Genomic DNA, 24,595 nt, shown 5'->3' with positions numbered 1-24,595 from the left:
ACTGGTTTTTGGGTAGTAAATGGTCAGTATGAGTCATCTTGAGTTCATACTGATAAGCATATATTTTAATGATTCAACGATAAGTAGTGAGTAATACCATGAGTGACAATATCAATCAGCCAGCTAATCAGACAAACAACCAAAAAAACGTTCAAAGTCTTACTCAACCTTTGACTCATGACGATATTCGCAATTTTGTGCCACCTACTCATTGTCTAGATGGAAAAACTATCTTAGTGACAGGTGCAGGGGATGGCATTGGCCGTGTTGCAGCATTAACCTATGCTCGCTATGGCGCTACAGTATTACTACTAGGTCGTACCAGCAGCAAGCTCGAGTATGTCTATGACGAGATTGAGAGCCTTGGCGGTAAACAGCCTGCTATGTTGCCGATGAATCTAGAAGGGGCGACCTATGCTGAAATGCAGCAGCTAGAAGGATTGATTGATAAAGAAGTTGGTCAGCTGGATGGTATTTTGCATAATGCTGGTGTGCTTGGGCAATTGACGCCACTTGAGATGTATGACGTTGATACATTCGCTCAAGTTATGAAGGTTAACTTTACAGCGACCTTTATGCTCACCCAAGCATTGCTACCACTGCTAAAAGATGCCGATCATGGCTCTATCGTCTTTACGTCTAGCACTGTAGGTACGCATCCTCGTGCGTTTTGGGGCGCTTATGCGCTCTCTAAGCAAGCGGTTGAAGGTATGAGTGATATCTTCACGCAAGAAACTCAAAACACCACCAACCTGCGCTTTAACTGTGTCAATCCGGGTGCTACTCGCACCAATATGCGCGCTCATGCTTATCCAGGGGAGAACCCTATGAGCTTAAAAACACCTGAAGATATTATGGCAGGCTACGTCTGTTTGATGAGTGATGCCAGTATTGGCGTGCGCGGGCAAGTTGTTGAGTTGCAGCCAAAAGATTAACAGTGATATTTTTGCTTTATGTGGTCATGTTCTATTTATGATATTGCGACGATTATTAGGTTGTAATCAGTCGTATCTAGCCCCATATATTTGTTATTAAAGAACTTATATACAAAATAATAACTAATAAAAAACAAATAGGATAAAATTATGGCAGGTGGCTGGTCAAGAGATGGTGCTGAGCATGAGCAAATGGATGCAACGGTCAATGATGCGTTAGAGCGCGCAAGACGCTCATTGCCAACAGGTGTGAGTGCAGAGTTTTGTGACGAATGCGGTAATTCTATTCCGGAGGCGCGGCGACTAGCGGTGCCTGGTATCCAGCATTGCGTCAGTTGTCAGACAGCGCTTGAGCGAGAGGTAAAGGCGGCGGAGCTATTTAATCGTCGCGGCAGTAAAGACAGCCAATTGCGCTAAAAGGAAGAAGAAAGCAAAAGGGCGGGCATTGCTAGATAACATAGCAATGCCCGCCCTTTTTCTGTCTGTTGCTATATAACCATTGCCATCAGTTCGCGATCGCAATCCTCCCAATTTATAGAAGCTGCTGACGCTTTGGCATCATGCTCAGTTTCTGTTTTTTCTGTAGCTGTATCGACAGCATTTGTATCTACAGCATTGCCTAATTGCAAAATGATTTCTAGCCGACTATCAGACTGTGGATTAATAGTTCTGGTGGTCAGACTACCAGGGTTAAAATTGATCTGCAGCCAGCCATCAGAAGTATGAACCACGCCTTTGATACGTTGCCAGTTTGGCAATGCTAACAACCAATTCTGTAAATCGTCAGCGTTTAGTATGTAGTGTGCAGGTAATCGCCATCCAGCCAACTGAAAATCCTGCTGCTCTTCATGATAGCGATAGGGCAGATCACTATTAGCACTAGCCTGAGCTTCTGTCTCATCGGTAGATGAACTCGATGATGGTACAGTTGCTAAAGAATGGGCTTGAGAATGCGAGCCGATCATCGGTTTGTGAAGATGAGCGATACTGACTTTTCGTTGATTCGAAATGATAGAGCTGGGCTTATTCAGTTGGTCGTTCAACGTTGTCGAATACGCATCTGCTACAAGATTATCTATTAAATGAACGTCTGATGAATCTATTGTCTCAGCTACCGTTAGTTCAGATACTACCCAAATGATTTTCACTTGTGAATTTAGCGTGGCTATCCACTCTATCAAGGTGTGTTTTTCGCTACTACTTAGTTGATCATAGCGATTGACGATCAGCACATCGGCATCACGAACATGCGCTTGAAAACCCTTATGGTCACGATACTTAATCTGTTGCCACTGCTCGCCACTCAGTACAGTTATCACCGCATTCATCTGTAGTGCGGTTTGCCAATGCGGCGCACTGAGCTGTAATATCAGCTCGCGTGGATGTGCCAATCCTGTGGGTTCAATAAGCAGTCTTCGCGGGTGATGGTCATTAAGCAGACGACTGATCGCAATTTGTAAGGGCAGTTGACTGGTACAGCAAATACAGCCGCCACTGACTTCACGCATGGCGATATTCTGTTGCTCAAGATCGTTATCTTGAGAGCTTGCCAATAGTTTACCATCAATACCGATACGGCCAAACTCATTGATTAATAGCGCCCAGCGCTCGTCATTAGGTTTTGTGGCAAGCAGCTGATTGATGACGGTGGTTTTGCCAGCACCTAAAAACCCTGTCACTAATGTGCAGGGTATGTTTTGAAAAATAATAGGGTTTTTCACAGGTATACTCATCATATTGGCACGTGTTTGTGAATAACCAAACACGGCCTATATTAAAAGAAATGTCATCAGTCAAAGGTTATTCACTCTTGACGGTTTCTACCTCAGCTTCATCAGGAACGAATACATAGCCCACACCCCAAACCGTTTGAATGTAACGGGCTTGTGAAGGGTTGTCTTCAATCAAGCGACGCAAGCGTGATACTTGCACATCGATAGAGCGCTCCATCGCACCCCACTCACGACCACGAGCAAGGTTCATCAACTTGTCACGGGTCAACGGCTCACGTGGATGCTGAACTAAAGCCTTTAACACCGAAAACTCACCTGTCGTCAAAGTGACGACATTCCCATCACGTTTGAGCGTGCGAGTCGATAGATCTAGTGTCCATGGACCAAATTCAACCACTTCTAATTGGTGACTTGGTGCCCCTGGAAGCTCACGGTTCTGACGACGTAGCACGGCTTTGATACGCGCCAATAGCTCTTTTGGGTTAAACGGCTTAGGCAGGTAATCATCTGCACCCGCTTCCAAACCTGCGATACGGTCAGCATCGCCACCTTTAGCAGTCAGCATAATGATTGGAATATCCGCATTGTCTGCACGTAGGCGCTTACAGATGCTAATACCGTCTTCGCCCGGTAGCATCAAATCTAACACAACCAAAGAGAAGAGCTCACGTTGCATGAGTTTGTCCATCTGACTGCCATCATGGGCAGTACGAACGACGAAACCATCGTCTTCTAAGAAGCGCTGTAGCAAAGAGCGCAGGCGAGCGTCATCATCGACAACTAAAATACGCTGAGTCAAAGTATCGGGGCTGTTGTTATCAGTCATACAGGCATCCTCTTATAAAAATTATTGTTAGCAGAAATGACGAGTAAAAAGCGATGAGTAAAACACTGCCATTAATTATCGTTATTTAATGATGGGTCAAAACAAGCACGTCATAAAATCAAAAACTATTGTTCAATATATCAGCACATCTCAATATTTGTGCTATTGATACTTTAGTGTATAAGATTGCACCGCGAATTGCATCACTCATAAGAATAAATGCTGTATGCGTTTGTTTAACAAGGCTACAGAACGTTTGATATAAAACGTTTTATGCCGCAAAACAGACGATAATTAACGAAAAGATAAAAAGGATTTTTATTCATGCAGCTTTTGCTATAATGCAAAACTACATTTCTCAACGATTGATACGTATATGAGTAGCACTGATACCTTAACGTCATCTCAAACCTCGACAAATGCACAGGTTTTGGATGCAACCACACACGCGAATATTCACGACAAGCTTGCTCGCGCGCTTGGCATTAAGACGGCTCAAGTCAATGCGTTTGTGAAGCTTTATGATGAAGGCGCAACGGTTCCTTTCATTGCGCGTTACCGCAAAGAAAAAACGCAGAACCTTGATGACGCGCAGCTGCGTGCTTTAGAAAAATCTCTCAATTATGAGCGTGACATGGCCACACGTCGCCTCAAAATTACTGAGTTACTGAGCACGCAGGGTAATTTGACTGACGAGCTACAGACGCGCATCGATAACGCGACGTCTAAGCTTGAGCTTGAAGACATCTATCTGCCATATCGTCCGCGTCGTCGTTCACCGGCTGCCAAAGCCCGTGCTGCTGGTCTTGACGCTGCCGCCCAAGCGGTCTTGACGCAAGAAATTACCCCGACAGAGGCGCTGGCTGATTATCAAGTTCAATCAAGCATTACTGATGATAGTGGTAATGAGATCGACGTTGATTTTAGCGATATCGAAAAACAGCTCGCTGGCGTACAAGCCATTATCGTCGATGAGTGGACACAAGCATTGGGCTTGTTGGATAACTTACGAAATGGGTTTGCCAAAACTGCCAGTATCGTCTCGAGCGTTGCGAGCGAAGAAAAGCGCGAAGTCGGTGAAAAATTCAAAGACTATTTTGAGCATAGTGAAAGCCTTGCCCGTCTGCCTAACCATCGTCTATTAGCGATGTTACGTGGTCGTCAAGAAAACGTCTTGGGTCTAAAAATCGAAGGCGAAGACGCTCCCTTTATCGAAAAAATCATCAATCATTTTGATGTTGATGCCAAAACGCCAGCGGTACGCCGTGAGTTTTTGGCAGAGGCAGCCAGTAGCTTGTGGAAAGACAAATGGCGTCCGCATATCGAGCACCGCTTGCTGACGGAAAAGCGCCTAGCCGCAGAAGCAGATGCGATCGATGTATTCGCTAGCAATTTACAGCATTTGCTAATGTCTGCGCCGGCAGGTCCTAAAGTGATCTTGGGTGTCGATCCTGGTATCCGTCATGGCGTAAAAATGGCCATCGTCGATGCGCAAGGTCATGTCATGTCGGATAGTGAAGAAAAACCTGTCATCGCAACCGTTTATCCGTTTGCCCCTGACAACAAGATGGATGAAGCCAAAAAAGTCATCGATGATCTGCTAAGCACTTATAACGTTGATTTGGTCGCGATCGGTAATGGTACGGCAAGTCGCGAAACCGATGCGATGATCAAAGAGATTTTGGCCGCGAACGCTGCACTTAAAGCCAAAGCTGTCATCGTCAATGAATCAGGCGCTTCCGTCTATTCGGCGAGCGAGCTTGCTAGTGATGAGCTTGCCAATTTAGACGTGTCGGTGCGCGGTGCGGTGTCTATCGCACGTCGCTTGCAGGATCCATTGTCAGAGCTCGTTAAAGTGGATCCAAAAGCCATCGGAGTCGGTCAGTATCAGCATGATGTGAACCAAAACCAGCTCGCAGATAGTCTTGATAAAGTCACTCAAGACAGCGTGAATGCCGTTGGTGTTGATGTAAATACAGCAAGCCCAGCTATCTTGGCTCATATCGCTGGTCTTAATCGCAACGTAGCGCAGCAAATCGTGACTTATCGCCGCGAGCACGGGGCATTTGATAGCCGTGAAGCACTCAAAAATGTCCCACGTCTAGGCGCTAAGACATTTGAGCAAGCAGCTGGTTTCTTGCGTATTCATAATGGTAGCAATCCATTAGATGCCACTGGTGTGCATCCAGAGAGCTATGCATTGGTCGATAGTTTACTCGCACAAGCGGGCAAGCCGTTGTCAGAAGTCATCGGTAATGATGGTGTGTTAAATACTATCGATACGACTACACTGGCTGCTAATGACGATAATGTCAGCGTAAAAGCGATTATCGAAGAGCTTGCCAAACCTGCGCGTGATCCACGCCCTGAATTTAAAACAGCCAATTTCCGTGATGATGTCAATAGTATCAAAGATTTGAGCGAAGGTATGCAGCTTGAAGGTGTAGTCACTAACGTAACGGCCTTTGGCTGTTTCGTTGATGTCGGTGTACATCAGGATGGTTTGGTCCATATCTCTCAGATGGCCAATGACTTTGTCGCAGATCCCATGAACCGCGTCAAACCTGGTGATATCGTATCGGTTCGTGTTATTTCTATCGATGAAAAACGTGGTCGTATCGGATTTAGTATGAAGCCTGAGTCTGAAAAACCTGTCCGTACGGCTGCTAAGTCTACTGCAACCAGTACAGGTGGTGAAAAAGTGAGCCGTCCACGCAGTAATCAGGCGAATAGTGACCGTCCAAATAATAGTCGTTCTGCTGCTGATCAGCGTTCGTCTAAGCCACGTGGTAAACGTCAGGATAATACGAATAGTAACCGTAGCAAACCGATCAAAAACGATAAAGCGGAAGCACCTAGTAAAATGGGTACACTTGGCGCCTTGTTACAAGAAGCTGGCGTGACTAAAACTAAGAAATAGCCAAAATTTATAGCCGTGTTCAACAAAAAAGGCAGCCAATTGGCTGCCTTTTTATATGTCACTTATTGATAGTAGTAAACTATTAGTCATACTATTCAATCAAGCACTGTCATTATTAACGAATGGTGAAACGACGGTTTTCGTTAAATTCCACTTGACCAGGCTGAGTTGCTAAAAGCTCACCACGACGGTCTTTTTTCTTTTCTTGTAAGGTAATCTCGACTGGCTTTTCGCGCATGTCAGCTGGGGTTATTTGGCTGCTTTGAACATCATTTGTCATCTGAGTAGGGCGTTCAGCGGTAGCACGGGCCTGAGCCAATTCAGCTCTGGCTTGAGCAACTTCAGCTTTAACTTGATCTTCAGACATTTCTTCGTCCGCTGTAACGGTCATATCTTCGTCCATGTCACCTTCTTCAGATTCCATATCGTCATTCATCGCGTCCATGTTGTTGTTATCAACAGCACCCGGTTGAGTAGCGACAAGCTCGCCATCAGGGCCTTCTATTTCGGCTTGCAAAGTATTATCGACAGGAGTGGTACGCATATCTGCTGGCATAATGTCACTGGTATTGACAGGTGCAGCTATTGCTGCCGCTGGCAAAACAAGGGTCGCTCCTAAGACTAACGATAAAATATTCTTTTTCATTATAAAACTCCAAATTCAATAAATGAACAATGATTAAAAACAGCTGCCATATCTATATATAATTATGTCTAAAATGCAGATAATTGAGGACAGCCTAATTTTGGTTTGACCTTACTATAATTTGTAAAAACAAAGTACCAGTTATATAACAGACATTTCAGTAGTAAACTCATTAAGGTTCTAACAGCTTGGTATATTGTTGTGACGTTATGAAACTATTAAGCCCACATCTCATTTAAGAAAAGAAGTAAGCATTTGGATCTATTTTATTCAACAATGATATATTTACCAGTATTTGTATCGATAACAGGCTGCTAAAAACCTTTATCTGGCACACGAACTACTGGGAAATTTTGACTAATATCAATTCGATCAATAACATTGTTTTAGAGAAATATTTTTACTAGATGATGTTTTTCGAAGTGAACTTTGATTAAAAATTTTAAATCAATATTCTCTATAATAACCAAACCATAACGTATTTTATCCTAGCGTATTGAGGAGAGTATGGCTGTGCCATTAGACTAGGGATGTGTAGCATAATGTATTGAAAAATTGAAAAGCCGCAACATTGATTACCAAAAAAATACGCTATTAGTATTCGCTAATATGATAGATGAGTGCTATAAAATTTGCGTATTGAAAAACCGCACCTTGTTATCAAGATACGGTCATTAAAATCATCAGCGTTAATAAATCATTATTTAAATGTTTTACATTCGGTTAACCATCGATAACTTCAAACCTCAGACCTGAATGTTCTTCTAAACGGGCTATGAGCTTATCACCCATCGCAGAGGCAGGCGTCCAGAATCCGCCGCCAACGTCTTCTTTACTGATATCTTGTGCCAGACATAATGCTGCCTGCGCGAGCATACGAGAAGTGCTACCGTAACCAGGATCTTTATCGCCGGTAACTTTGACCGTGATGGTGTCGTTTTTAGCTGTTTGACCGAAATGGCGAATATCAAAGTAGCCATTTTCCTGCTCATCCTTAGAAGGGCCTGTGCCTGCTTTGGGCAGAACATGCTTGGACAATAACTCACGGCTTGGTTTAATCATCATGGCAGTGGCAAATCCTAGTAGACCCGCGCTCATCGCGTAGCTTGATAACTTACCTTTGACACCATCTTTCATCCACATGGCTTCGTCATATTTAAAATCGCGACCGTATTCATAACCAAGTAGCTGGTTACTGCGATGGACAATACGTGTGTTGATACTCGCCATCACAAAGGGCGCCAACCAACGTTTATGGGTGCTGTCGTATTCTGGTTTGCTGACATTGTCTTGACGTACATTGGGCACATCTGTGTCATCGTTTAGTAGATAAGGGTTGGCTACTTGCTTACGGCGTGATTTATCTTCACCAACTTCTTCGAATATCGTAGCCATCGAGGCAATCGTACCACCAGAGATGCCGCCTTTTGCCGCTTTTACGCGCATGTGAATCACATTACAAGCTTCTCCGAACTTCTCTTCTGCTTTGGTTTGCGTAAAGTAAACGCCCAAATCTGATGGGATAGAATCAAAGCCGCAAGAGTTGACAATCCGTGCGCCGCTTTGTTTGGCAGTATCTTGATATTTGTCCATCATTTCTTTGATAAAGATCGCTTCACCAGTAAGGTCGACGTAATCAGTACCGTTTTCGGCACAAGATTTGATAAGAGGCTCACCATATTTGAGGTAGGGACCGACGGTTGAGATGATGACTTGTGTCTGTTTGGTCATCTCATCAAGGCTGGCAGAGTCTTTACTATTGGCAATGATAATATCTACTTTGCTCTCAAGTTTCGACTGTAGCTCATTGAGTTTTTCTTCATCACGTCCTGCAATTGCCCAAGTGACGTTAGAGCCATCTTTATTTTTAGCATTAGATAAAAAATTGGTTAAATAGTGAGCGGTGATTTGTCCGACAAAGCTTGTTGCGCCATATAAGATGACGGCATAAGGGCGGTTGTCGCTAGTATCTTGTTGTGCGGGTTTTGCGGTATCCGTCTCGGTACTCATAAGTATTGTCCTTAATATATTGGATGATAATGTGACTTTAAACTATAAACCAAGTGGTCTGAATAAGTTAGAAGTTTATGGGGTCGCGACAGTTTTCATTGCCAAATCTCTTTTTCAGAAATTTTTGATGTTATTTATATGCAACCATAAGACAATCAATAATTTAGCAAATAAGGTGCTCATCATCTTAAATAATATGTTTATAGACACAAGAAAAAATAAAAGGTGTTAACACTTGCTACAAACTTTACATAATCTACTGACATCATTACTAAAATGCACGTTGTTTAAAGAGAAATATTGCTAATCTATGTTTGTAAGCAGATATGACTGGTATTAGAAAAAAAAAGTTAAATCAATACTATATAAAGTTTACTATCTGATTTTTAACAATTATTTGAGGAGAATATTATGTTTCGTTGGGCTATTATCTTTGCAGTAATCGCACTGCTAGCAAGTTTATTAGGATTTGGCGGCGTCGCAGGACTGTCTGCTAATTTGGCGTACATCTTCCTAGCAGTCGCTGTGATTTTATTTATTGTGGCATTTGTCAGTCGCAAAATGTAAATACAGTTTATTGCTATAAAAATCCAATAAAAAAAGGCCCTCAAATGAGGGTCTTTTTTTATATTCAACTAAAGCACTTCAGTTACTCATTTAACAGAAATATAAGGATATAGACGTTTGGGTTGAACGATATGCTCCATGCGTTTTGCAAGGCGAATGTCCAAACTAGAAACGCCGCCGGTGTCCTGATTGGTTAGGCGTACCTCGACTATATTGTATATATTACGCCATTCCGGATGATGTTCGAGTGCTTCAGCATAAAATGCCGCTTGGTTCATAAAACTCATCGCCTCAATAAAATCGCTGAAGTGATAGGTTTTGACGATACTATTACCATCGCGCTGCCAACCAGCAAGCTCTTCTAACTGTAGATTAATTTGCTTGTCAGATAAACTACTCATATTAATAACCTTTATTGTTATATGGATTGGTTTATTAAAAGTTATATTGGGATGGATCTTCTAATCTAAAATTGCTGCATACCAGTTGTTTGGGATAAAGGGCGGTAAGCTATACCAAATCTTGGTACTCAGGGTGCTTGCTGATATATGAGGCCACAAACGAGCATTGCGGCACAACCTTTTTATCATGTTCACGGGCGTAATCTAGCGCATGTTTGACTAGTGCTGAACCGACACCTTGACCGCCTAACTGTTGCGGAACGATCGTGTGGTCATAGACGAGGGTGTCATCACGGTCTTGATAACTGATATAGCCCGTCTGACCATCGACGGTGGTCTCAAAACGATTCGCTGCTTGATTATGTGTGATATCTAGTGCTGATTTAGTGGTTTGGTTACTCATGATACAACTCCTTTTATTATTATAAAATTTTTAATAACGGCCCTATTTTCTAAGGATGAATGAAGAAGGCAGATTTATTAAATACTGTGTTGTCAGTAAATACTTTGTACGTAGTTGAGTATGTATGATTGATATCAAACAATCTAGTCGCTTACCGTAATAGTCGTTATGACGATTGTTAATAGTATTAATGTCTTTTAATCTGCGTTAAAAATGTGAATATATCACCATATATAAGCTATCGCTTTACGAACGACAGGTGGCAAGAATCGACTAAGACCCTTTGCTGTCTCGCTCTCTAGTGTCGACTTATGTGAGTGAGTGGTAGTATCCGCAGCCGATACCGACTGGTAGGCTTGCCACTCTTGCTCGCTGGGCTTACTAAAGTGATGAATACGTCCTATTACTTGTCGCAGCTGTGTGCTAAAACGTCCAGTGTTGTAAGGCAAATCATATTTATGACAGATGGCTTTTACCTGCGGAGCAATACGAGCATAGTGGCTGGCTGGCATATCGGGGAATATATGATGCTCAATCTGATGAGACAAATTACCAGTCAAAATATGAAACCATTTATTCCCTTTGATATTGCTAGAACCCAAAATCTGACGCACATACCAGTCGCCTTTGCTCTCATCCGCATCGAGATGGGTATAGATATGTGCTTGCTCAGTGAAATGACCACAGAAAATCACCGCCCACGTCCACAGATTACGAACCGTATTAGCCGTCATGTTCCCGCTCATTGTGCTTAGAGCACTACGACGGCCTAGTGTCATTGCTACGATGGCTGGTAGTGCAATATAGTCTTTGCCCACTTGGCGGCCAATTTTCGCAAATAGTGCGCGAGATTTTTGTTGCATGATTTTATGCAAATCGGGGGAGTCGGCGTATTCATCCGCACTGATCTGAATATCATGAAAGGCAACCGCCCACTCAAAGCCAAAGGCCAACACGGCAGTACTAAGCAGGTTATGGCGATCGCTTGGTGTCCAAGGCTGCTCATCGGTCACCCGAATCAAGTGATAGCCAACGTCATGGTCACGCCCAACAATATTGGTAAACTTATGGTGCAAGTAGTTATGAGAGTGTTGCCATAATGGCGCAGGGCAGACAATGTCCCAATCGAACTTTTGACTGTTCAGATGCGGATGCTGCATCCAGTCGTATTGACCATGCATGACATTATGCCCAAGCTCCATATTGTTGAGTATTTTGCTAAAACTAAGTATTGACGTACCCAATAGCCAAGTACCTATCTGCGAGCGGCGTGATGACATGCGTCCTGCGACAGCCAGTAAACCACGGGCGACAAGCTCACTATAGACCACAGTCGCATAAATCCGCTGAATGTATTTGGCGTCATCGCTACCTAATGAGTCCATCACACCTTCATATAGCGCATTTAATTCTACTGCCAAGGCATCACTTTGTGCTTTGGGTAAAGGCGCCTGCGTCACAGTGGGATAAGGCGTTTGCTGCGATGAAGGGGCTGGCTGCTCGCTACCATCTCTTGCCAACTGTACATCGGACAATGGCGTCAAGATAGGTACGGCAGAATGTGCTGTGTCAATAGGTGGTAATAAGCGCATATATAATCCTTAACCGAAACGGCACGAATAAACAGCACTGGGTTCGGTTTGATGAGTCATCTGAGTTTTAGCATACAATATGAGTTAACATCAGTCTATTTTTTGGTTTTAAGAGGTCGATAGTCAGGGGGTTAGTGGTCGTATTTTTTATTTCAGCAGGGCTAAATGTCTAACACCACGTCTGTCATGGCGATATTGATGCAGGTTTGGATAGACTCGTAACCATCACTACTTATCTTGCCAGTTTGGATGTTTTTGACCACGCCGCTTACTTTATTGCAGCGGCACAATTGGCAAATTCCTTGCCTACAAGTATAGGCTAGACGTACATTTGCATTTTCGACAGCGACCAATAATGTAGTGTCGCTATCGAACTGCCGTTGCCGTGAGCGTAAGTACACCGTATGCGACTCTGTCTGTAGTGCATTATCTAGTACTTGATTACCACCGCTATCAAAATCAGGCAGTGCGCTACCAAAATTCTCTATAATAATATTGTCACGTAGCTGATTGCCCTTCGGTAAAATGATTTCTGACACTGCTTTATATAAGCCGGCTAATAACGCTTGTGAACCGCAGGCAAATATCTGCGTATCTGCCAATGATAGATTAAGTGATAACAGACCCTCTGCGCTCAAGTATCGTTCGCCAGCCAAATAAGTCGCAGGGTTGTCAGTATGGATAAAATGATAGCTGAAGGCTGGATAGATATCGCTCAGCTGTTGCCACTGATGTTGAAACTGAGCAAGTTTCGTTCGATTATAATGTAGCAACGCCACCTGATGTCCGTCTGCTAGTGCTTGCGTAACAAGTCCTAGCATAGGCGTGATACCGCTACCGCCAGCGACAAACAACAAAGGGTGCAGTTTTTGGTTATCTGGTTCTCTATTATCTAAACTTGTCTTTGCCTGTGCCAAAGTAAAATGACCCAGTGGCATACTGGTATCAACGATGTTAGATAGCGACAGTTGCTTGGTCAAATAATCAGATACTAACCCTTGCGGTTTAACAGCAATAGTAACCGTATGGCGTTGACTTTTTGCTGACTTAGTAATGACGGCATCATCTTGCCACCACAATGGTTGATTCGCCAATCCTACGATTGAATAGCTGCGCTGATGATAAACCCCATCGATAAAAACACGTAAATCAAGATACTGACCGCCTTGCCAATCATCTGTCCCTTTGGATATCTGCTGCCTAAACGCTTGATTGGTCTCAAATTGCAGTGCGATTAAATCATCACTTATCTCGTATCGAGCAATAAGGCGTAGCTTGGGTGTCGTCAGTCAATGACCAAAACGGATGTAAGCGCGACCCGATAAAATCGACAAACGCACGTTGAACTATTTCAGGGCGATAGCCGTTGGCCATATCATCAGTACCTGTATAAATATTATTAAAAATATATGAGAAATAATGACTCAGCTTATAGCCAGTTTCATTGATGGCATACTAAACAATGGCATACTAAACCATTATTTTTTGAGCTGTTAAGCCACTCTAACATGCTAACGGCTATTGATTAACTTTGCGAAAGTTTTGATGCTATTTTTTGTGGTTTTTATCAAACAGCAATAAGTCAGAATGTTAAACGCGTAATATCAGTAAAATATTTTTGCCCGCTTTTATCCAGAAACAGCGATACTCTATGACAAAAGCTACAAAACAAGGGGTAAAACAACCTGTTAGCTTGCAGGGTATGCGTCACAATGCGATAATGACCTATAATTTGTAACCTGATTTTGAGGTACGGCACGCTTGGCAGCAGCGCTGAGTGGCATTTGCTGTTCTCTTCTATGCAGTCTATCGGAGTGTTAATGGCTCAATATATTTACACGATGAACAACGTGTCAAAACTTGTTCCCCCTAAGCGTGAAATCTTAAAAAATATCAATCTATCGTTTTTCCCGGGTGCCAAAATAGGTGTCCTCGGTATCAACGGTTCTGGTAAATCAACGTTGCTACGCATTATGGCTGGCGTCGACACTGAGTTTAGCGGTGAAGCACGCGCGCAGACAGGAACCAAAGTTGGCTACCTGCCACAGGAACCGCAGCTTGATGACAGCAAAGACGTGCGCGGTAATGTCGAAGACGGCATGCGCGAAGCACTAGATGCGCTCGCTCGTCTAGATGCCATTTATGCAGAATATGCAGAGCCTGATGCTGATTTCGACAAGCTTGCTGAAGAGCAGGGCAAAATGGAAGACATCATCCAGTCATGGGATGCACACAATCTAAATAACCAGTTAGAGAAAGCTGCCGATGCGCTACGTCTGCCACCATGGGACGCGGACGTGAGTAAACTGTCAGGTGGTGAAAAACGCCGTGTGGCACTATGCCGTCTACTATTGTCGCGCCCTGATATGCTATTACTTGACGAACCGACCAACCATTTGGACGCCGAGTCTGTTGCATGGCTAGAGCAGTTCTTGCAAAACTACAGCGGTACTATCGTTGCCATTACCCATGATCGCTATTTCTTGGATAATGTGGCTCAGTGGATCTTAGAGCTTGACCGTGGCCATGGCTATCCGTATGAAGGCAACTATACTGAGTGGCTCGAGCAAAAGAATACCCGTCTAGAACAGCAGAACAAGCAAGAAGAGTCTTTTGCAAAAGCCTTGAAAAAAGAGCTTGAGTGGATTCGTAAAAATCAAAAAGGCCAACAAGCCAAATCTAAATCTCGTGTACAGCGTTTTGAAGAGCTGAACTCAAAAGAATTCCAGCAGCGAAATGAGACCTCAGAGATTTATATTCCGCCCGGTCCGCGTCTAGGTAATAAAGTTATCGAGGTCAATAACATCTCCAAGTCGTTTGGCGATCGTTTATTGTATGAAAACCTAAGCTTCAATGTCCCAGCGGGTGCTATCGTTGGTATCATCGGTCCAAATGGTGCGGGTAAAACCACGCTATTTAACATGATTACTGAGCGTGATACCCCAGATACTGGTTCGGTTGATTTGGGCGAAAGTGTCAAGGTTGCCTATGTCGGTCAGGTGCGTGACAACCTAGACGACAAAAAGACCGTCTGGGAAGAAGTATCAGACGGCCTTGACATGATTACTGTCGGTGACTACACCACGCCAAGCCGTGCCTATATTGGCCGCTTTAATTTCAAAGGCTCAGACCAGCAGAAACATGTCGGTCAATTATCAGGTGGTGAGCGTAACCGCTTGCAATTGGCAAAAACCCTAAAGCAAGGCGCAAACGTACTGCTACTCGATGAACCCTCGAACGACTTGGACGTTGAAACCTTACGTGCGCTAGAGGATGCGATTCAAGTATTCCCAGGTACGGTCATGGTCGTCTCGCATGATCGCTGGTTCCTTGACCGTATCGCCACCCACATCTTGGCGTTTGAAGAAGAAGGCCCAGTGTGGTTCGATGGCAACTACACTGAATTTGAAGCCTATCGCAAGAAAACCATGGGTGATGACGCCACGCCTAAGCGTGCTAAGTATAAGAAAATTACCAACTAATACCGCTGTTTAGTAGTGTATTGAAGCTGAATAAAAAAGGCCGCTAATGATTAGCGGTCTTTTTTTGTTTGGCTTAATTGTTTAAAAGTCATGACTAACGATTAACGCTTACGCCCAAATTTACGCTGCTTTTTATTACTAATCTCAGTAATAGCATGAGTGATTTCTTCTTCGTTTAAACTTGCGACTTGCTGCAAGATTTGCATCATATCAGGCGTCAGCACATATTTGGCATGACTGGCGATGTCATTGATACGATGGTCAAAGGTCAATATGCCCGTTTCATCATCTTTTTGTAGATAATCAAGACGAGTCAAAGCGCTGATAAAGCTAGTAAATAATGCGCGATCAAAGAAGTCAGGAATATCATCCGCATACAGTACAGACAAGCGTTGTCCAAGCAAATGGCACAGGTCAACGACTTCGCTTTCGGTCAGATTACCAGAGCCCTGCTGAGCGAGTAGGGCAAGCGTCATAAAATAACGCTCAAGACTTTGCCCAACGGGTGTCGCCAGTACTTGTAGCTGTTGATAGCGCTTGCTATTAGACTCAGGAACACTAAGCGTGTCATCACCCAACTCAACAATCAACCCATGAGAGAGTAAACTATCGACTTTTTTGTTGAGCGTCTCCGCCAAACCATGCGCTGGGTAGTATAAGAACAGTTCACCTTGCAAGAATGGGTATAACTGCTCAGCGATACTATCTAAGCGACTGCGTTTGATACGGCCATTACGTGCCACTAGCGCTGATAAGAAAGACAGCAAGATAAAGACGTGTAGAGTGTTATTGCGGAAATAGCTGAGCAATGCCGCTTGCTTGCCAGCGACCTGAATGATATCGCCCAAGATGTGCGGCGTACGCTCTATGAGTTTTAGTTTGATGCCATAATCAATGATTTCTTGCGGGCTCATATCTGTGATGACAGTGTCATCTGCATAAGGAAGCTGCTGCGCAAGGCCTTGGTACAAAGCGATTTGCTCACGGCAACTGTTTTCATCCAGTGCCGCTTTCGGTGCGGATAGTAGTACCAATGATAGCAGCGACACAGGCGTTATCACGGCAGATTTATTGATATGCTGCATGACTTTTACACCGATATTATCGACCATGGCACTGGCTTTTTCATCGAGTGGGGAGTCGGTGCGATCGGACGGTAAGCTGTTGGCTGGAACATCGAACTTTGTCATAAAATCGCTAAGATGCAGCGGTGTACCAAAACTTAGATGTACATTACCAAAAATACGCTCAATTTTACGACCCACTTTGAGTAGCCCAATCAACGATTCTGATTCTTTTGGTTTGCCCTTTAACTCACCGATATAAGTGCCGCCTTCCATAATACGCTCATAACCAATATAAGTTGGGATGAACACCACAGGCTTATTGGTTTGACGTAACTGGCTATGTACCGTCATCGCCAGCATACCCATTTTGGGCGGTAGTAGGCGACCTGAACGTGAGCGACCACCTTCAATGAAGTACTCGATCGGCGTATTACGCGTGATAAGGGTATGCATATATTCACGCAATACGGCGGTATAAAGGGCATTGCCACGGAAGCTACGACGAATATAAAAAGCGACCGCGCCGCGCAATAACGGTCCCAATACTGGCACATCTAAGTTATCACCTGCTGCGACATAAGGGATACTCAAACCGCGTTTATAGATGACATAAGACAACAATAGATAATCAACATGACTGCGATGGCACGGCACATAAATCAGCTCATAATCGGTCGCAAGGTCACGTACTCGCTCAAAGTGATGAACTTCGACACCGTCATATAACTGCGTCCATAACCACGTTAAAAACTTATAAAAACCGCGCACGATGGAATGTGAATAGTCATTCACCATCTCATTGGCGTATCCTCGCGCTTGACTACGAGCGTCGCGTACGCTGGTGCCTTTTTCGGCAGCTTCCAGCTCTATTGCGTGCTTAATCGCTGGCGAGTAGACCAGTTTATCGACCAAATTACGTCTATCTGACAAATCAGGGCCCAGCATACTGGCGCGCTGCTTGTCTAAATAAATCGTCAATTGCTGCTGCAACATACGTACGAGTTCACGATTGCCATCAGCAGCCGCCACGAGCGTATAGCTGGGTGATTTTTCAGCATCAGTTTTGACATCATTATCCGTCGTTGCTGATTCAGTATCTTGTGAGTCTGTAGCAGGTGAGCTTTTAGCAATTGAATCTTTAGAAGCTAAGTCTTTAGAAACCAAGCCTTCAGAAACTGAGTCAAAAACGTTAGGGCCCGCGCTTTCACCTTTGAGGCTATCATTGATGATAGTACGCAAATCTTGGGGTGGGTGGAATTGTACAAAGGTATCACGGCCCATCACGCCGATATTAAATAACTGCTTGCTGATACTCGGGTCTTGCCAATTGTCAGCGGTTAATAGTTTAAATAGCGAGTCTTCTTTTTCAGGGGCGCGTCCCCACAGGATAGATACGGGTACTAGGCGCACCTTTAGCTCTGGATATTGCAATACCGCAGAGACTAAGCGAGAAAGGCGCGGAGACAACTGATTGTCTTTGGCATGTGGGTGATTCAAAAATATGATGGCTGCATTTTCTTTGATATTGTGAGCCGCGTCATTGACCCCAACCAATGCAGGCGGCAAGTTATGCTCTTGCGTCTGCAAATCGATCAAAATACTGTTGGAGCGAGAATAATCCTGTAGCACATAAAATCTAAGTACCTGCTCGTCGCTATCAAAATCAGGCAATTCACCCAATAGTTTTGGTTTGACAGCAACATCGAGTAGCTGTCCCGATAGTTTACGATACAGCTGATTGATCGGAGCATTAGCGTAAGGCTTGGTGACGATTGGACCCGCGTCAGTTTCAGAAGTGCGGTCAGTGCTGACTGGCGCTTTAAAAATCCGTTTTTTTAGGAACTTCGGTATCATAATCAGTATCAAAAATAGTCAAATATGTTGCGCTTATGATGCCATAAAAGCCACTAAAGCGATATATAGTGTCTGTATATACTGCTAATATTAATACTATTGGGTTACTCACTAGTAAGCGAGCAATGATATAAAACGGTCAAGTATTTGAAAGTTACGATATTTGGCGTAATAATATATTGATGCCATGTCTATTTAATCCGTATGACGCCTATTCTTTAGTTCTATTTTATTAAGCCGAAATATTATGACGCCAGCTATCGATCTTGCCAAAAAACGCGGTCTTGATTACCGCATACACGAATACACGCATGACAGTCATGCGGCCTCTTTTGGTTTAGAAGCCGCAGAAAAGCTTGGCGTGGCGGCAGTGCAAGTGTTCAAAACTTTGGTGGTATCGACCGATACTGGCGACCTTGCGGTTGCGATATTGCCAGTAGATAAAACCCTCAATTTTAAAAAAATGGCCAAAGCCTTATCCGCGAATAAATTGCTGTCCTGCAAAAAAGTACAAATGGCAGATCCCAAGCAAGTAGAACGTAGTACCGGCTATGTGTTGGGCGGCGTCAGTCCACTCGGGCAAAAAAAGCGCCTAAAAACAGTCATAGATAGTAGTGCTCAAGATCAGACAACAGTCTATGTCAGTGGCGGTCGTCGCGGTTTGGAGATTGAGTTACCACCAGCGCAATTAGCCAACACACTTGATGCGCATTTTAGTGCGATTACTGATGAATAATACAAATAAACGTTTTACGGTGGCTAAAGATACCGCGTAAACTTATCAGCCAGATCTTCTATTACTTTTTATATTTAAGGACATAATCATGCCGCATTTAACCATTCAAGCCACGCCCAATGTCAGTATCCCTCACGAAGAATCATTGCTAAAGTCGCTCAACAAAGCACTATGGGACAGTGGATATTTTGGTAAGCCGACAGATATCAAAACACGTATCTTACCTATTGAGACGTTTTTGGTGGGTGTGGAAGATGATGAGCAAGCGAATGGGTTTATCTATGCCAATCTAAAACTGATGAGCGGCCGCGATATAGAGACTCGTAATCAGCTGGCTGAGCTCTTGGTCGCTACCATCGAAGAAAAGATCGGAGACGAGCAATCAGGTCGTGCGGCACTGCAAATATGCGTAGAAGTCGAAGAGATTAGTGCGGTATATCATAAGAAGATGCTAGTTAGTTAATGTTGAACGCTCTAACCTTTTCCAAAGCGACTTATTCTATTTTGAATGTTATAGTTTGAAGGTGTTAAAGATCTATAGTTAAGCGGGCTTGCACAAAGACTGACTAGCAACCTTTGGTAGTATCATGACCTCAACTTTATAGCCTGCTGTTTTGCCATGAGTGGCCATAAGATTACGTGCGATACGCAAACGGTATTTTCCCGTTTTAGGTAAGCAGCCTTGATAAATGATACCGCCTTTGGTGCCATCTTGGGTACCATCCGGCATATGCAATACACCGACGTTAGCAGTCTCGGGCGTACCTGCAAGTGGTGAAATGTTAATAACGGCATATTGCTGACTGGCAGCATCGAAACGATACCACTGCTCATCGATATGAGGAGCGAGTTTGCCAGTGACGACGCTAGTAACAGCGCCTTTTGCAAAATGTAGAGTACTATCGCTACTTTTGGCCGCTGCACTGCTGATGCCAATACTGACGAGCGTGGTACTAATGACCAATGCTCGTATATATCGAGCAGCTAAAGCCGTGTTTTTATCGTTAGGTAAAACCATTATTTGCTCCTAAATTACAGGTTACTTTTGATAGTCTTTAATCATAATACGGTCAGTTAAACACAAAAAAGCGCCTAAATGATAGGCGCTTTTTTGTGGATTATGAATACAGTGTTAGTCTAGAAAAGCAAAGTTTTCGATGTCCATCTCTGTCATGCTATTGCTTGGTGCGACCATGGATTCAGCATGACCTGAAGTGCGTGGCAACAGCTTATCAAAATAGAATTCTGCGGTTTGAATTTTTGCTTTATAGAATTCTGGCGCTTCTGTACCGCCATTTTCAAGCTTATCATAAGCCACGGCTGCCATGCGCGCCCAGTGATAGCCCATCATGACGTAACCTGAGTACATGAGGAAGTCATCCGAGGCCGCCGAGATGATTTCACGGTCTTTACGAGCCATTAGCATCAAGCGTACTGTCAATGTGTTCCATTCAGCGCACAGCTTGGTAAGTGCCCAAACAAATTTACGCATGTCTTTATCAAGGGCATACTCGCCGCACCATTTCATGATGCTTGAGGTATAGTCACGGATGATTTTACCTTTAGATTGCAAGATAACCTTACGGCCTAATAGATCCAGTGCCTGTACGCCAGTCGTACCTTCGTACATGGTCGCGATACGAGCATCACGAGCAATCAGCTCCATACCCCATTCTTTGATATAGCCGTGGCCGCCATAGACTTGCTGACCGTGTTTGGCCGCTTCGATACCAAGCTCAGTCAAGAACCCTTTTAGGATTGGCGTATAAAAACCTAGCTTGTCATCCCATTTTTCAAACTCTTCTTCATCGCCATTCACGATACCCTGTGCCATTTTGTCCGCATAGCGTGCTGAATGATAAATCATTGAGCGACCGCCTTCAGCAAAGGCTTTTTGCGTCAGTAGCATACGGCGTACGTCAGCGTGGTGGATGATCGCATCAGCTACTTTTTCAGGATCTTTGGTACCAGATAGCGTACGCATAGAGCGGCGTTCTTTGGCATAGGGCAATGCATTTTGGAAAGACAGCTCAGTGTGCGCCAGACCTTGGATACCAGTACCGATACGAGCAGTGTTCATAAAGGTGAACATCGCTTTTAGGCCTTTGTGCGGTTCGCCAATTAGGTAGCCAGTAGCACCATCAAAGTTCAATACACAGGTCGAAGACGAGCTGATACCCATTTTGTGCTCGATTGAACCACAGACAACGGCATTGCGCTCGCCAGACTCGCCTTCAGCATTCGGCGTGAATTTTGGTACGATAAATAGCGAGATACCGCGTGTGCCCTCTGGCGCATTTGGTAGGCGTGCTAAAACAATATGAATGATATTGTCCGTTAGATCATGCTCACCACTTGAGATAAAGATTTTGGTACCACTGATTTTATAGGTACCGTCATCCTGCGGGATGGCTTTTGACTTTACCTGACCCAAATCCGTACCACACTGTGGCTCGGTCAAACACATCGTACCCGCCCACGTTCCTTCGACCAATTTCGGTAGATAAAGGGCTTTTTGCTCATCCGTACCGTATTGCAGTAGCGTATTGATACAACCAGTTGAGAGGCCAGAGTACATCGCCCACGGCCAGTTAGCAGTACCGATCATTTCAGCTTTGATTAGGTTGATTGACGTCGGTAAGTTCATCCCGCCGTACTGTTCAGGATACGAGATACCTTGCCAGCCGCCTTCTACAAATTGGTCATAAGCTTCTTTAAAGCCCTTTGGTGTGGTGACTTCGCCATTTTCAAAATGACAGCCTTCTTCATCGCCTGATTGATAGATAGGAGCAAGGACGTTTTCAGCAAAATCTGCCATACCCTGTAGGATCATATCTATGGTTTCAGGATCCGCGTTTTCGCCATTGTCTAGGCTTTTATAATGCGTTTGGTAATCAAATACATCATTAATCAAAAATTTGATGTCACGTAAAGGTGCTTTGTAAGTTAACATAATCGCTCTCTTTGGTTGGTTCGCTATCATGGACTTACGACGCAGTATTTGAGTCAAAAGTCATGTCAGCGATGTGTCATTATTTTAATCGAGATAGATACTATATCTGTTGTTATGAGTGCTAGTAATAAACAGCGAGTCCATTGTGAAGGGCTTTAGGACGTCCTTGTTGAGCGTCAGCTATTATTGCGTTGATATGATTATAAATCTTATAGACCAATAAATATACAATTCATAACTATTATTCATGACTTTTATTTTAATTAATCAATTTTAGTTTTATGAAGTGGCTGATATATGTACTGGATGTGCTCAAAGATCATCTGTTATAGATGATTGATGATAAGCAGAAGACCGAAGAGTAATAGACATAATAAATAAGGCAGACCCTCTATGAGCGAGTCAAAATCACACAAACAAACCTCTTGGTTGACCACATTCTTGATGCGCATTAAGTTGCTCATTGACGGTGAGCTTGGGCATTTACTAACCGTCAATCGTAGCCGAAGACCCTGGCATATGCCTATTATTGCAGCGATTGCGATTAGCTTTCCGGTGTTTGTAGGGGCTTATTTTGGTGACTTATCTTCAGGTATCAAAGCCTCGCTAGGCTCGATGATTATTTTAAACCTACCGTTTGCAGGCGGGCTACCACATCGGCTAGTGACAGTCATGGCTTGGGGGTTTGCGATGATACTTAGCTTTGCACTGGGTCTGATCGCGCAGCTATTACCAGTACTTCGGCTACCCGTGTTTATGTTGATTGGCATTAGCGTAGTGATGTTAGGTCGTTATTATCGGCAACCACCACCAGCGGGATTGTTTGTGTTGATGGCGGGTGCGATTGCGCTATTTATCCCCGTGCCGATTGATCAAGTGCTCTCAGCGATAGGGCTTGTGATATTGGGCAGTGGCTCCTCGATGTTGCTAGCACTACTCTATAGTTTGTTCTTATTGGCGATGCGCCCTGTTGCTTCTGTACCTGTCTATGATTATCAGCCTGATATGATTAGCGATAGTCTTATCGTGGTAAGTTTCGTTAGTTTGGCGTTGGTCGTCGCCGTTCTGTTAGAGCTGCCTTATCCCTACTGGGCAGCGATGAGCTGCTTTATTATCATCCAAGGTATGCAGCTACGAACCATGTGGATCAAACAGTTGCATCGTATATTGGGTACGTTAGTTGGTATGGTGGTTGCAAGTTGGATGCTGTCTTGGGGGCTCTCGACATGGGGTGTCGCCGTGGCTATATTATCAATGATGTTATTGATTGAGTCGTTTGTCGATCGGCATTATGGGCTGGCGGTGATTTTTATTACACCGTTGACGATATTTATCGCAGAGTACGGCAGCACGATGCCGGTGCCGCCAGTGGCAGGAGATGTCATTCATACGCGCATGATTGATACGGCACTTGGTTGTGTGATTGGTCTGAGCGGTGGTTTGGCCATCCACTCTACACAATTGCGTGTACCACTGCGGCGTTTGGAGGATTGGCTGCTGCTGCGCTTTAGTGAATAATAAGCAGCAGTTTGATGCTGCTAATTAAGAGTTCCATTAAGTATTTTGACTCAAGGCGGCTGTCGCTTTTGCGACGTCGATCTTATGATTAGTCCAGCGCTCAAAGCTCAAGGCTGCTTGTCCGATGAGCATACCGTAACCTTCAGACGTTTGGGCCTCACGCGCCGCGAAATGCTGCAAAAAGGGTAGGTCGCGCCCATACATCATGTCATAAGCGTATTGACAGTGTAGAGTATCATCCAGCGGCAGTTTATCGCCTGATAAGCCAATAGAGGTGGCATTGATAATCATATCAAACGTGCCGCTCAAATTCTTGGTGGCACAGGTCTGAATCTGCTGCGCTGCAATCACCGAACTTGCTGCGCTCAGCTCGTCCACCAAATCTACCGCTTTACTCACGGTGCGATTGGCAATAGTCAGTGAGCCAATACCTGCTTGAATCAGCGGTAATATGACACCGCGTGCCGCGCCGCCTGCGCCAATCAGGGCAACGCGAGCACCGTCCAGTGGCCAACCTAAGCGTGTTATGTGATTGACGAGCCCTTGTCCGTCTGTATTATCGCCGTATATGGCCTCTTTTATCGACGCGCCTTGTTGTAGTAGCGCCTCATTTATCATGAGGGTATTGACCGCGCCTGCTGTTTTGGCATGATCTGACAAGCCGCCGCGTGCCGCACAGCAGTCATAAGCGACTTGCTTAAAGGGTATGGTTACATTAGCACCCACACCACCACCATGAAAAAACGCCTCAATGACCGCTGTAAAACTGGCAGCATCGTCAGGGCAATACTGGCGCTGATAGCGAATATCAATACCTGCCTGTAAGGCAAACTGCGCATGAATTTCAGGAGATTTGCTGTGGGCAATCGGGTTGCCAATAACGATGAAATGTTGGGTCATAAAGGGTCCATTGGCTAAAAGAGGCAAGACATCATTAAAGATGCATCGCTTA

21 protein-coding genes are annotated in these 24,595 nt (G+C 44.2%); 8 read left to right on the top strand and 13 right to left on the bottom strand.

Annotation, left to right across the window (positions count from 1 at the left end; all coding sequences use genetic code 11):
- The first annotated feature begins 98 nt into the window (after nt 1-98).
- Both BTW00_RS00895 and BTW00_RS00890 read left to right on the top strand, forming a co-directional pair.
- Nucleotides 99-935 (top strand): YciK family oxidoreductase, encoded by an 837-nt coding sequence (locus BTW00_RS00895; protein ID WP_071002553.1) that lies wholly within the window; start codon nt 99-101, stop codon nt 933-935.
- A 150-nt stretch (nt 936-1,085) separates the two neighbouring features.
- The gene (locus BTW00_RS00890; RefSeq protein WP_075105811.1) at nt 1,086-1,352 is read left to right on the top strand and encodes a DksA/TraR family C4-type zinc finger protein; all 267 of its coding nucleotides are present in this window, start codon (nt 1,086-1,088) and stop codon (nt 1,350-1,352) included.
- 71 nt (nt 1,353-1,423) lie between these two features.
- Here the strand turns inward: BTW00_RS00890 and BTW00_RS00885 are convergent, their stop codons facing one another.
- Both BTW00_RS00885 and ompR read right to left on the bottom strand, forming a co-directional pair.
- A complete protein-coding gene (locus BTW00_RS00885) occupies nt 1,424-2,656 on the bottom strand; it encodes a GTP-binding protein (RefSeq protein WP_256713948.1) in 1,233 nt (410 codons plus the stop codon).
- A gap of 79 nt (nt 2,657-2,735) precedes the next feature.
- Nucleotides 2,736-3,494 carry a two-component system response regulator OmpR gene (gene ompR / locus BTW00_RS00880; protein ID WP_071002551.1) on the bottom strand — a complete coding sequence of 253 codons (759 nt, stop codon included), beginning with the start codon at nt 3,492-3,494 and terminating at the stop codon, nt 2,736-2,738.
- 376 nt (nt 3,495-3,870) lie between these two features.
- On the opposite strand from ompR, the gene BTW00_RS00875 reads away from it, so the two are divergent.
- Entirely contained in the window at nt 3,871-6,414 is a 2,544-nt protein-coding gene (locus BTW00_RS00875) for a Tex family protein (protein WP_075105809.1), read from the top strand.
- 115 nt (nt 6,415-6,529) lie between these two features.
- On the opposite strand, the gene BTW00_RS00870 is transcribed toward BTW00_RS00875, so the two are convergent.
- A complete protein-coding gene (locus tag BTW00_RS00870) occupies nt 6,530-7,060 on the bottom strand; it encodes a hypothetical protein (RefSeq protein WP_075105808.1) in 531 nt (176 codons plus the stop codon).
- Nucleotides 7,061-7,783: 723 nt separating this feature from the next.
- Nucleotides 7,784-9,070, bottom strand: a complete 1,287-nt coding sequence (locus BTW00_RS00865) for a trans-acting enoyl reductase family protein (RefSeq protein ID WP_075105807.1) — start codon at nt 9,068-9,070, stop codon at nt 7,784-7,786.
- Between the two features lie 411 nt (nt 9,071-9,481).
- Here BTW00_RS00865 and BTW00_RS00860 point away from each other — a divergent pair, with 411 nt between their 5' ends.
- Nucleotides 9,482-9,637, top strand: coding sequence for a DUF1328 domain-containing protein (locus tag BTW00_RS00860; RefSeq protein ID WP_021814049.1), 156 nt, complete (start codon nt 9,482-9,484; stop codon nt 9,635-9,637).
- Between the two features lie 86 nt (nt 9,638-9,723).
- Here the strand turns inward: BTW00_RS00860 and BTW00_RS00855 are convergent, their stop codons facing one another.
- From BTW00_RS00855 to BTW00_RS14145, 5 genes are all read right to left on the bottom strand, one after another.
- Nucleotides 9,724-10,038 (bottom strand): 4a-hydroxytetrahydrobiopterin dehydratase, encoded by a 315-nt coding sequence (locus BTW00_RS00855; RefSeq protein WP_075105806.1) that lies wholly within the window; start codon nt 10,036-10,038, stop codon nt 9,724-9,726.
- 109 nt (nt 10,039-10,147) lie between these two features.
- Nucleotides 10,148-10,441, bottom strand: coding sequence for a GNAT family N-acetyltransferase (locus tag BTW00_RS00850; protein WP_075105805.1), 294 nt, complete (start codon nt 10,439-10,441; stop codon nt 10,148-10,150).
- Nucleotides 10,442-10,665: 224 nt separating this feature from the next.
- On the bottom strand, nt 10,666-12,033 hold the full coding sequence (locus BTW00_RS00845) for an acyl-CoA desaturase (RefSeq protein ID WP_075105804.1): 1,368 nt from the start codon (nt 12,031-12,033) through the stop codon (nt 10,666-10,668).
- A gap of 161 nt (nt 12,034-12,194) precedes the next feature.
- Nucleotides 12,195-13,127: a flavin reductase family protein gene (locus BTW00_RS00840; RefSeq protein WP_256713946.1), complete on the bottom strand. Its 933-nt coding sequence runs from the start codon at nt 13,125-13,127 to the stop codon at nt 12,195-12,197.
- A gap of 148 nt (nt 13,128-13,275) precedes the next feature.
- On the bottom strand, nt 13,276-13,407 hold the full coding sequence (locus BTW00_RS14145) for a hypothetical protein (RefSeq protein WP_256713945.1): 132 nt from the start codon (nt 13,405-13,407) through the stop codon (nt 13,276-13,278).
- 446 nt (nt 13,408-13,853) lie between these two features.
- Between BTW00_RS14145 and ettA the strand changes: the two genes are divergently transcribed.
- The gene (gene ettA / locus BTW00_RS00835; protein ID WP_075105803.1) at nt 13,854-15,515 is read left to right on the top strand and encodes an energy-dependent translational throttle protein EttA; all 1,662 of its coding nucleotides are present in this window, start codon (nt 13,854-13,856) and stop codon (nt 15,513-15,515) included.
- Between the two features lie 101 nt (nt 15,516-15,616).
- Here ettA and plsB read toward each other — a convergent pair whose 3' ends face one another.
- On the bottom strand, nt 15,617-18,436 hold the full coding sequence (gene plsB / locus BTW00_RS00830; RefSeq protein WP_075105802.1) for a glycerol-3-phosphate 1-O-acyltransferase PlsB: 2,820 nt from the start codon (nt 18,434-18,436) through the stop codon (nt 15,617-15,619).
- Between the two features lie 247 nt (nt 18,437-18,683).
- Between plsB and ybaK the strand changes: the two genes are divergently transcribed.
- Both ybaK and BTW00_RS00820 read left to right on the top strand, forming a co-directional pair.
- Nucleotides 18,684-19,172 carry a Cys-tRNA(Pro) deacylase gene (gene ybaK, locus BTW00_RS00825; RefSeq protein WP_058024885.1) on the top strand — a complete coding sequence of 163 codons (489 nt, stop codon included), beginning with the start codon at nt 18,684-18,686 and terminating at the stop codon, nt 19,170-19,172.
- Between the two features lie 88 nt (nt 19,173-19,260).
- Nucleotides 19,261-19,635 carry a 5-carboxymethyl-2-hydroxymuconate Delta-isomerase gene (locus BTW00_RS00820; RefSeq protein ID WP_075105801.1) on the top strand — a complete coding sequence of 125 codons (375 nt, stop codon included), beginning with the start codon at nt 19,261-19,263 and terminating at the stop codon, nt 19,633-19,635.
- Nucleotides 19,636-19,713: 78 nt separating this feature from the next.
- On the opposite strand, the gene BTW00_RS00815 is transcribed toward BTW00_RS00820, so the two are convergent.
- Both BTW00_RS00815 and BTW00_RS00810 read right to left on the bottom strand, forming a co-directional pair.
- Nucleotides 19,714-20,190: a hypothetical protein gene (locus tag BTW00_RS00815; protein ID WP_075105800.1), complete on the bottom strand. Its 477-nt coding sequence runs from the start codon at nt 20,188-20,190 to the stop codon at nt 19,714-19,716.
- A 114-nt stretch (nt 20,191-20,304) separates the two neighbouring features.
- Nucleotides 20,305-22,125, bottom strand: a complete 1,821-nt coding sequence (locus tag BTW00_RS00810; RefSeq protein ID WP_075105799.1) for an acyl-CoA dehydrogenase C-terminal domain-containing protein — start codon at nt 22,123-22,125, stop codon at nt 20,305-20,307.
- 393 nt (nt 22,126-22,518) lie between these two features.
- On the opposite strand from BTW00_RS00810, the gene BTW00_RS00805 reads away from it, so the two are divergent.
- Nucleotides 22,519-23,643: an FUSC family protein gene (locus tag BTW00_RS00805; RefSeq protein ID WP_075105798.1), complete on the top strand. Its 1,125-nt coding sequence runs from the start codon at nt 22,519-22,521 to the stop codon at nt 23,641-23,643.
- 36 nt (nt 23,644-23,679) lie between these two features.
- On the opposite strand, the gene aroE is transcribed toward BTW00_RS00805, so the two are convergent.
- Nucleotides 23,680-24,543: a shikimate dehydrogenase gene (gene aroE, locus BTW00_RS00800; protein WP_075105797.1), complete on the bottom strand. Its 864-nt coding sequence runs from the start codon at nt 24,541-24,543 to the stop codon at nt 23,680-23,682.
- Nucleotides 24,544-24,595: the final 52 nt, after the last annotated feature.

Source organism: Psychrobacter sp. C 20.9, assembly GCF_001921765.1.
Classification (GTDB): domain Bacteria; phylum Pseudomonadota; class Gammaproteobacteria; order Pseudomonadales; family Moraxellaceae; genus Psychrobacter; species Psychrobacter piscatorii_B.
The sequence above is the reverse complement of the archived record's forward strand: the minus strand, read 5'-3'. Positions and strand labels throughout refer to the sequence as shown.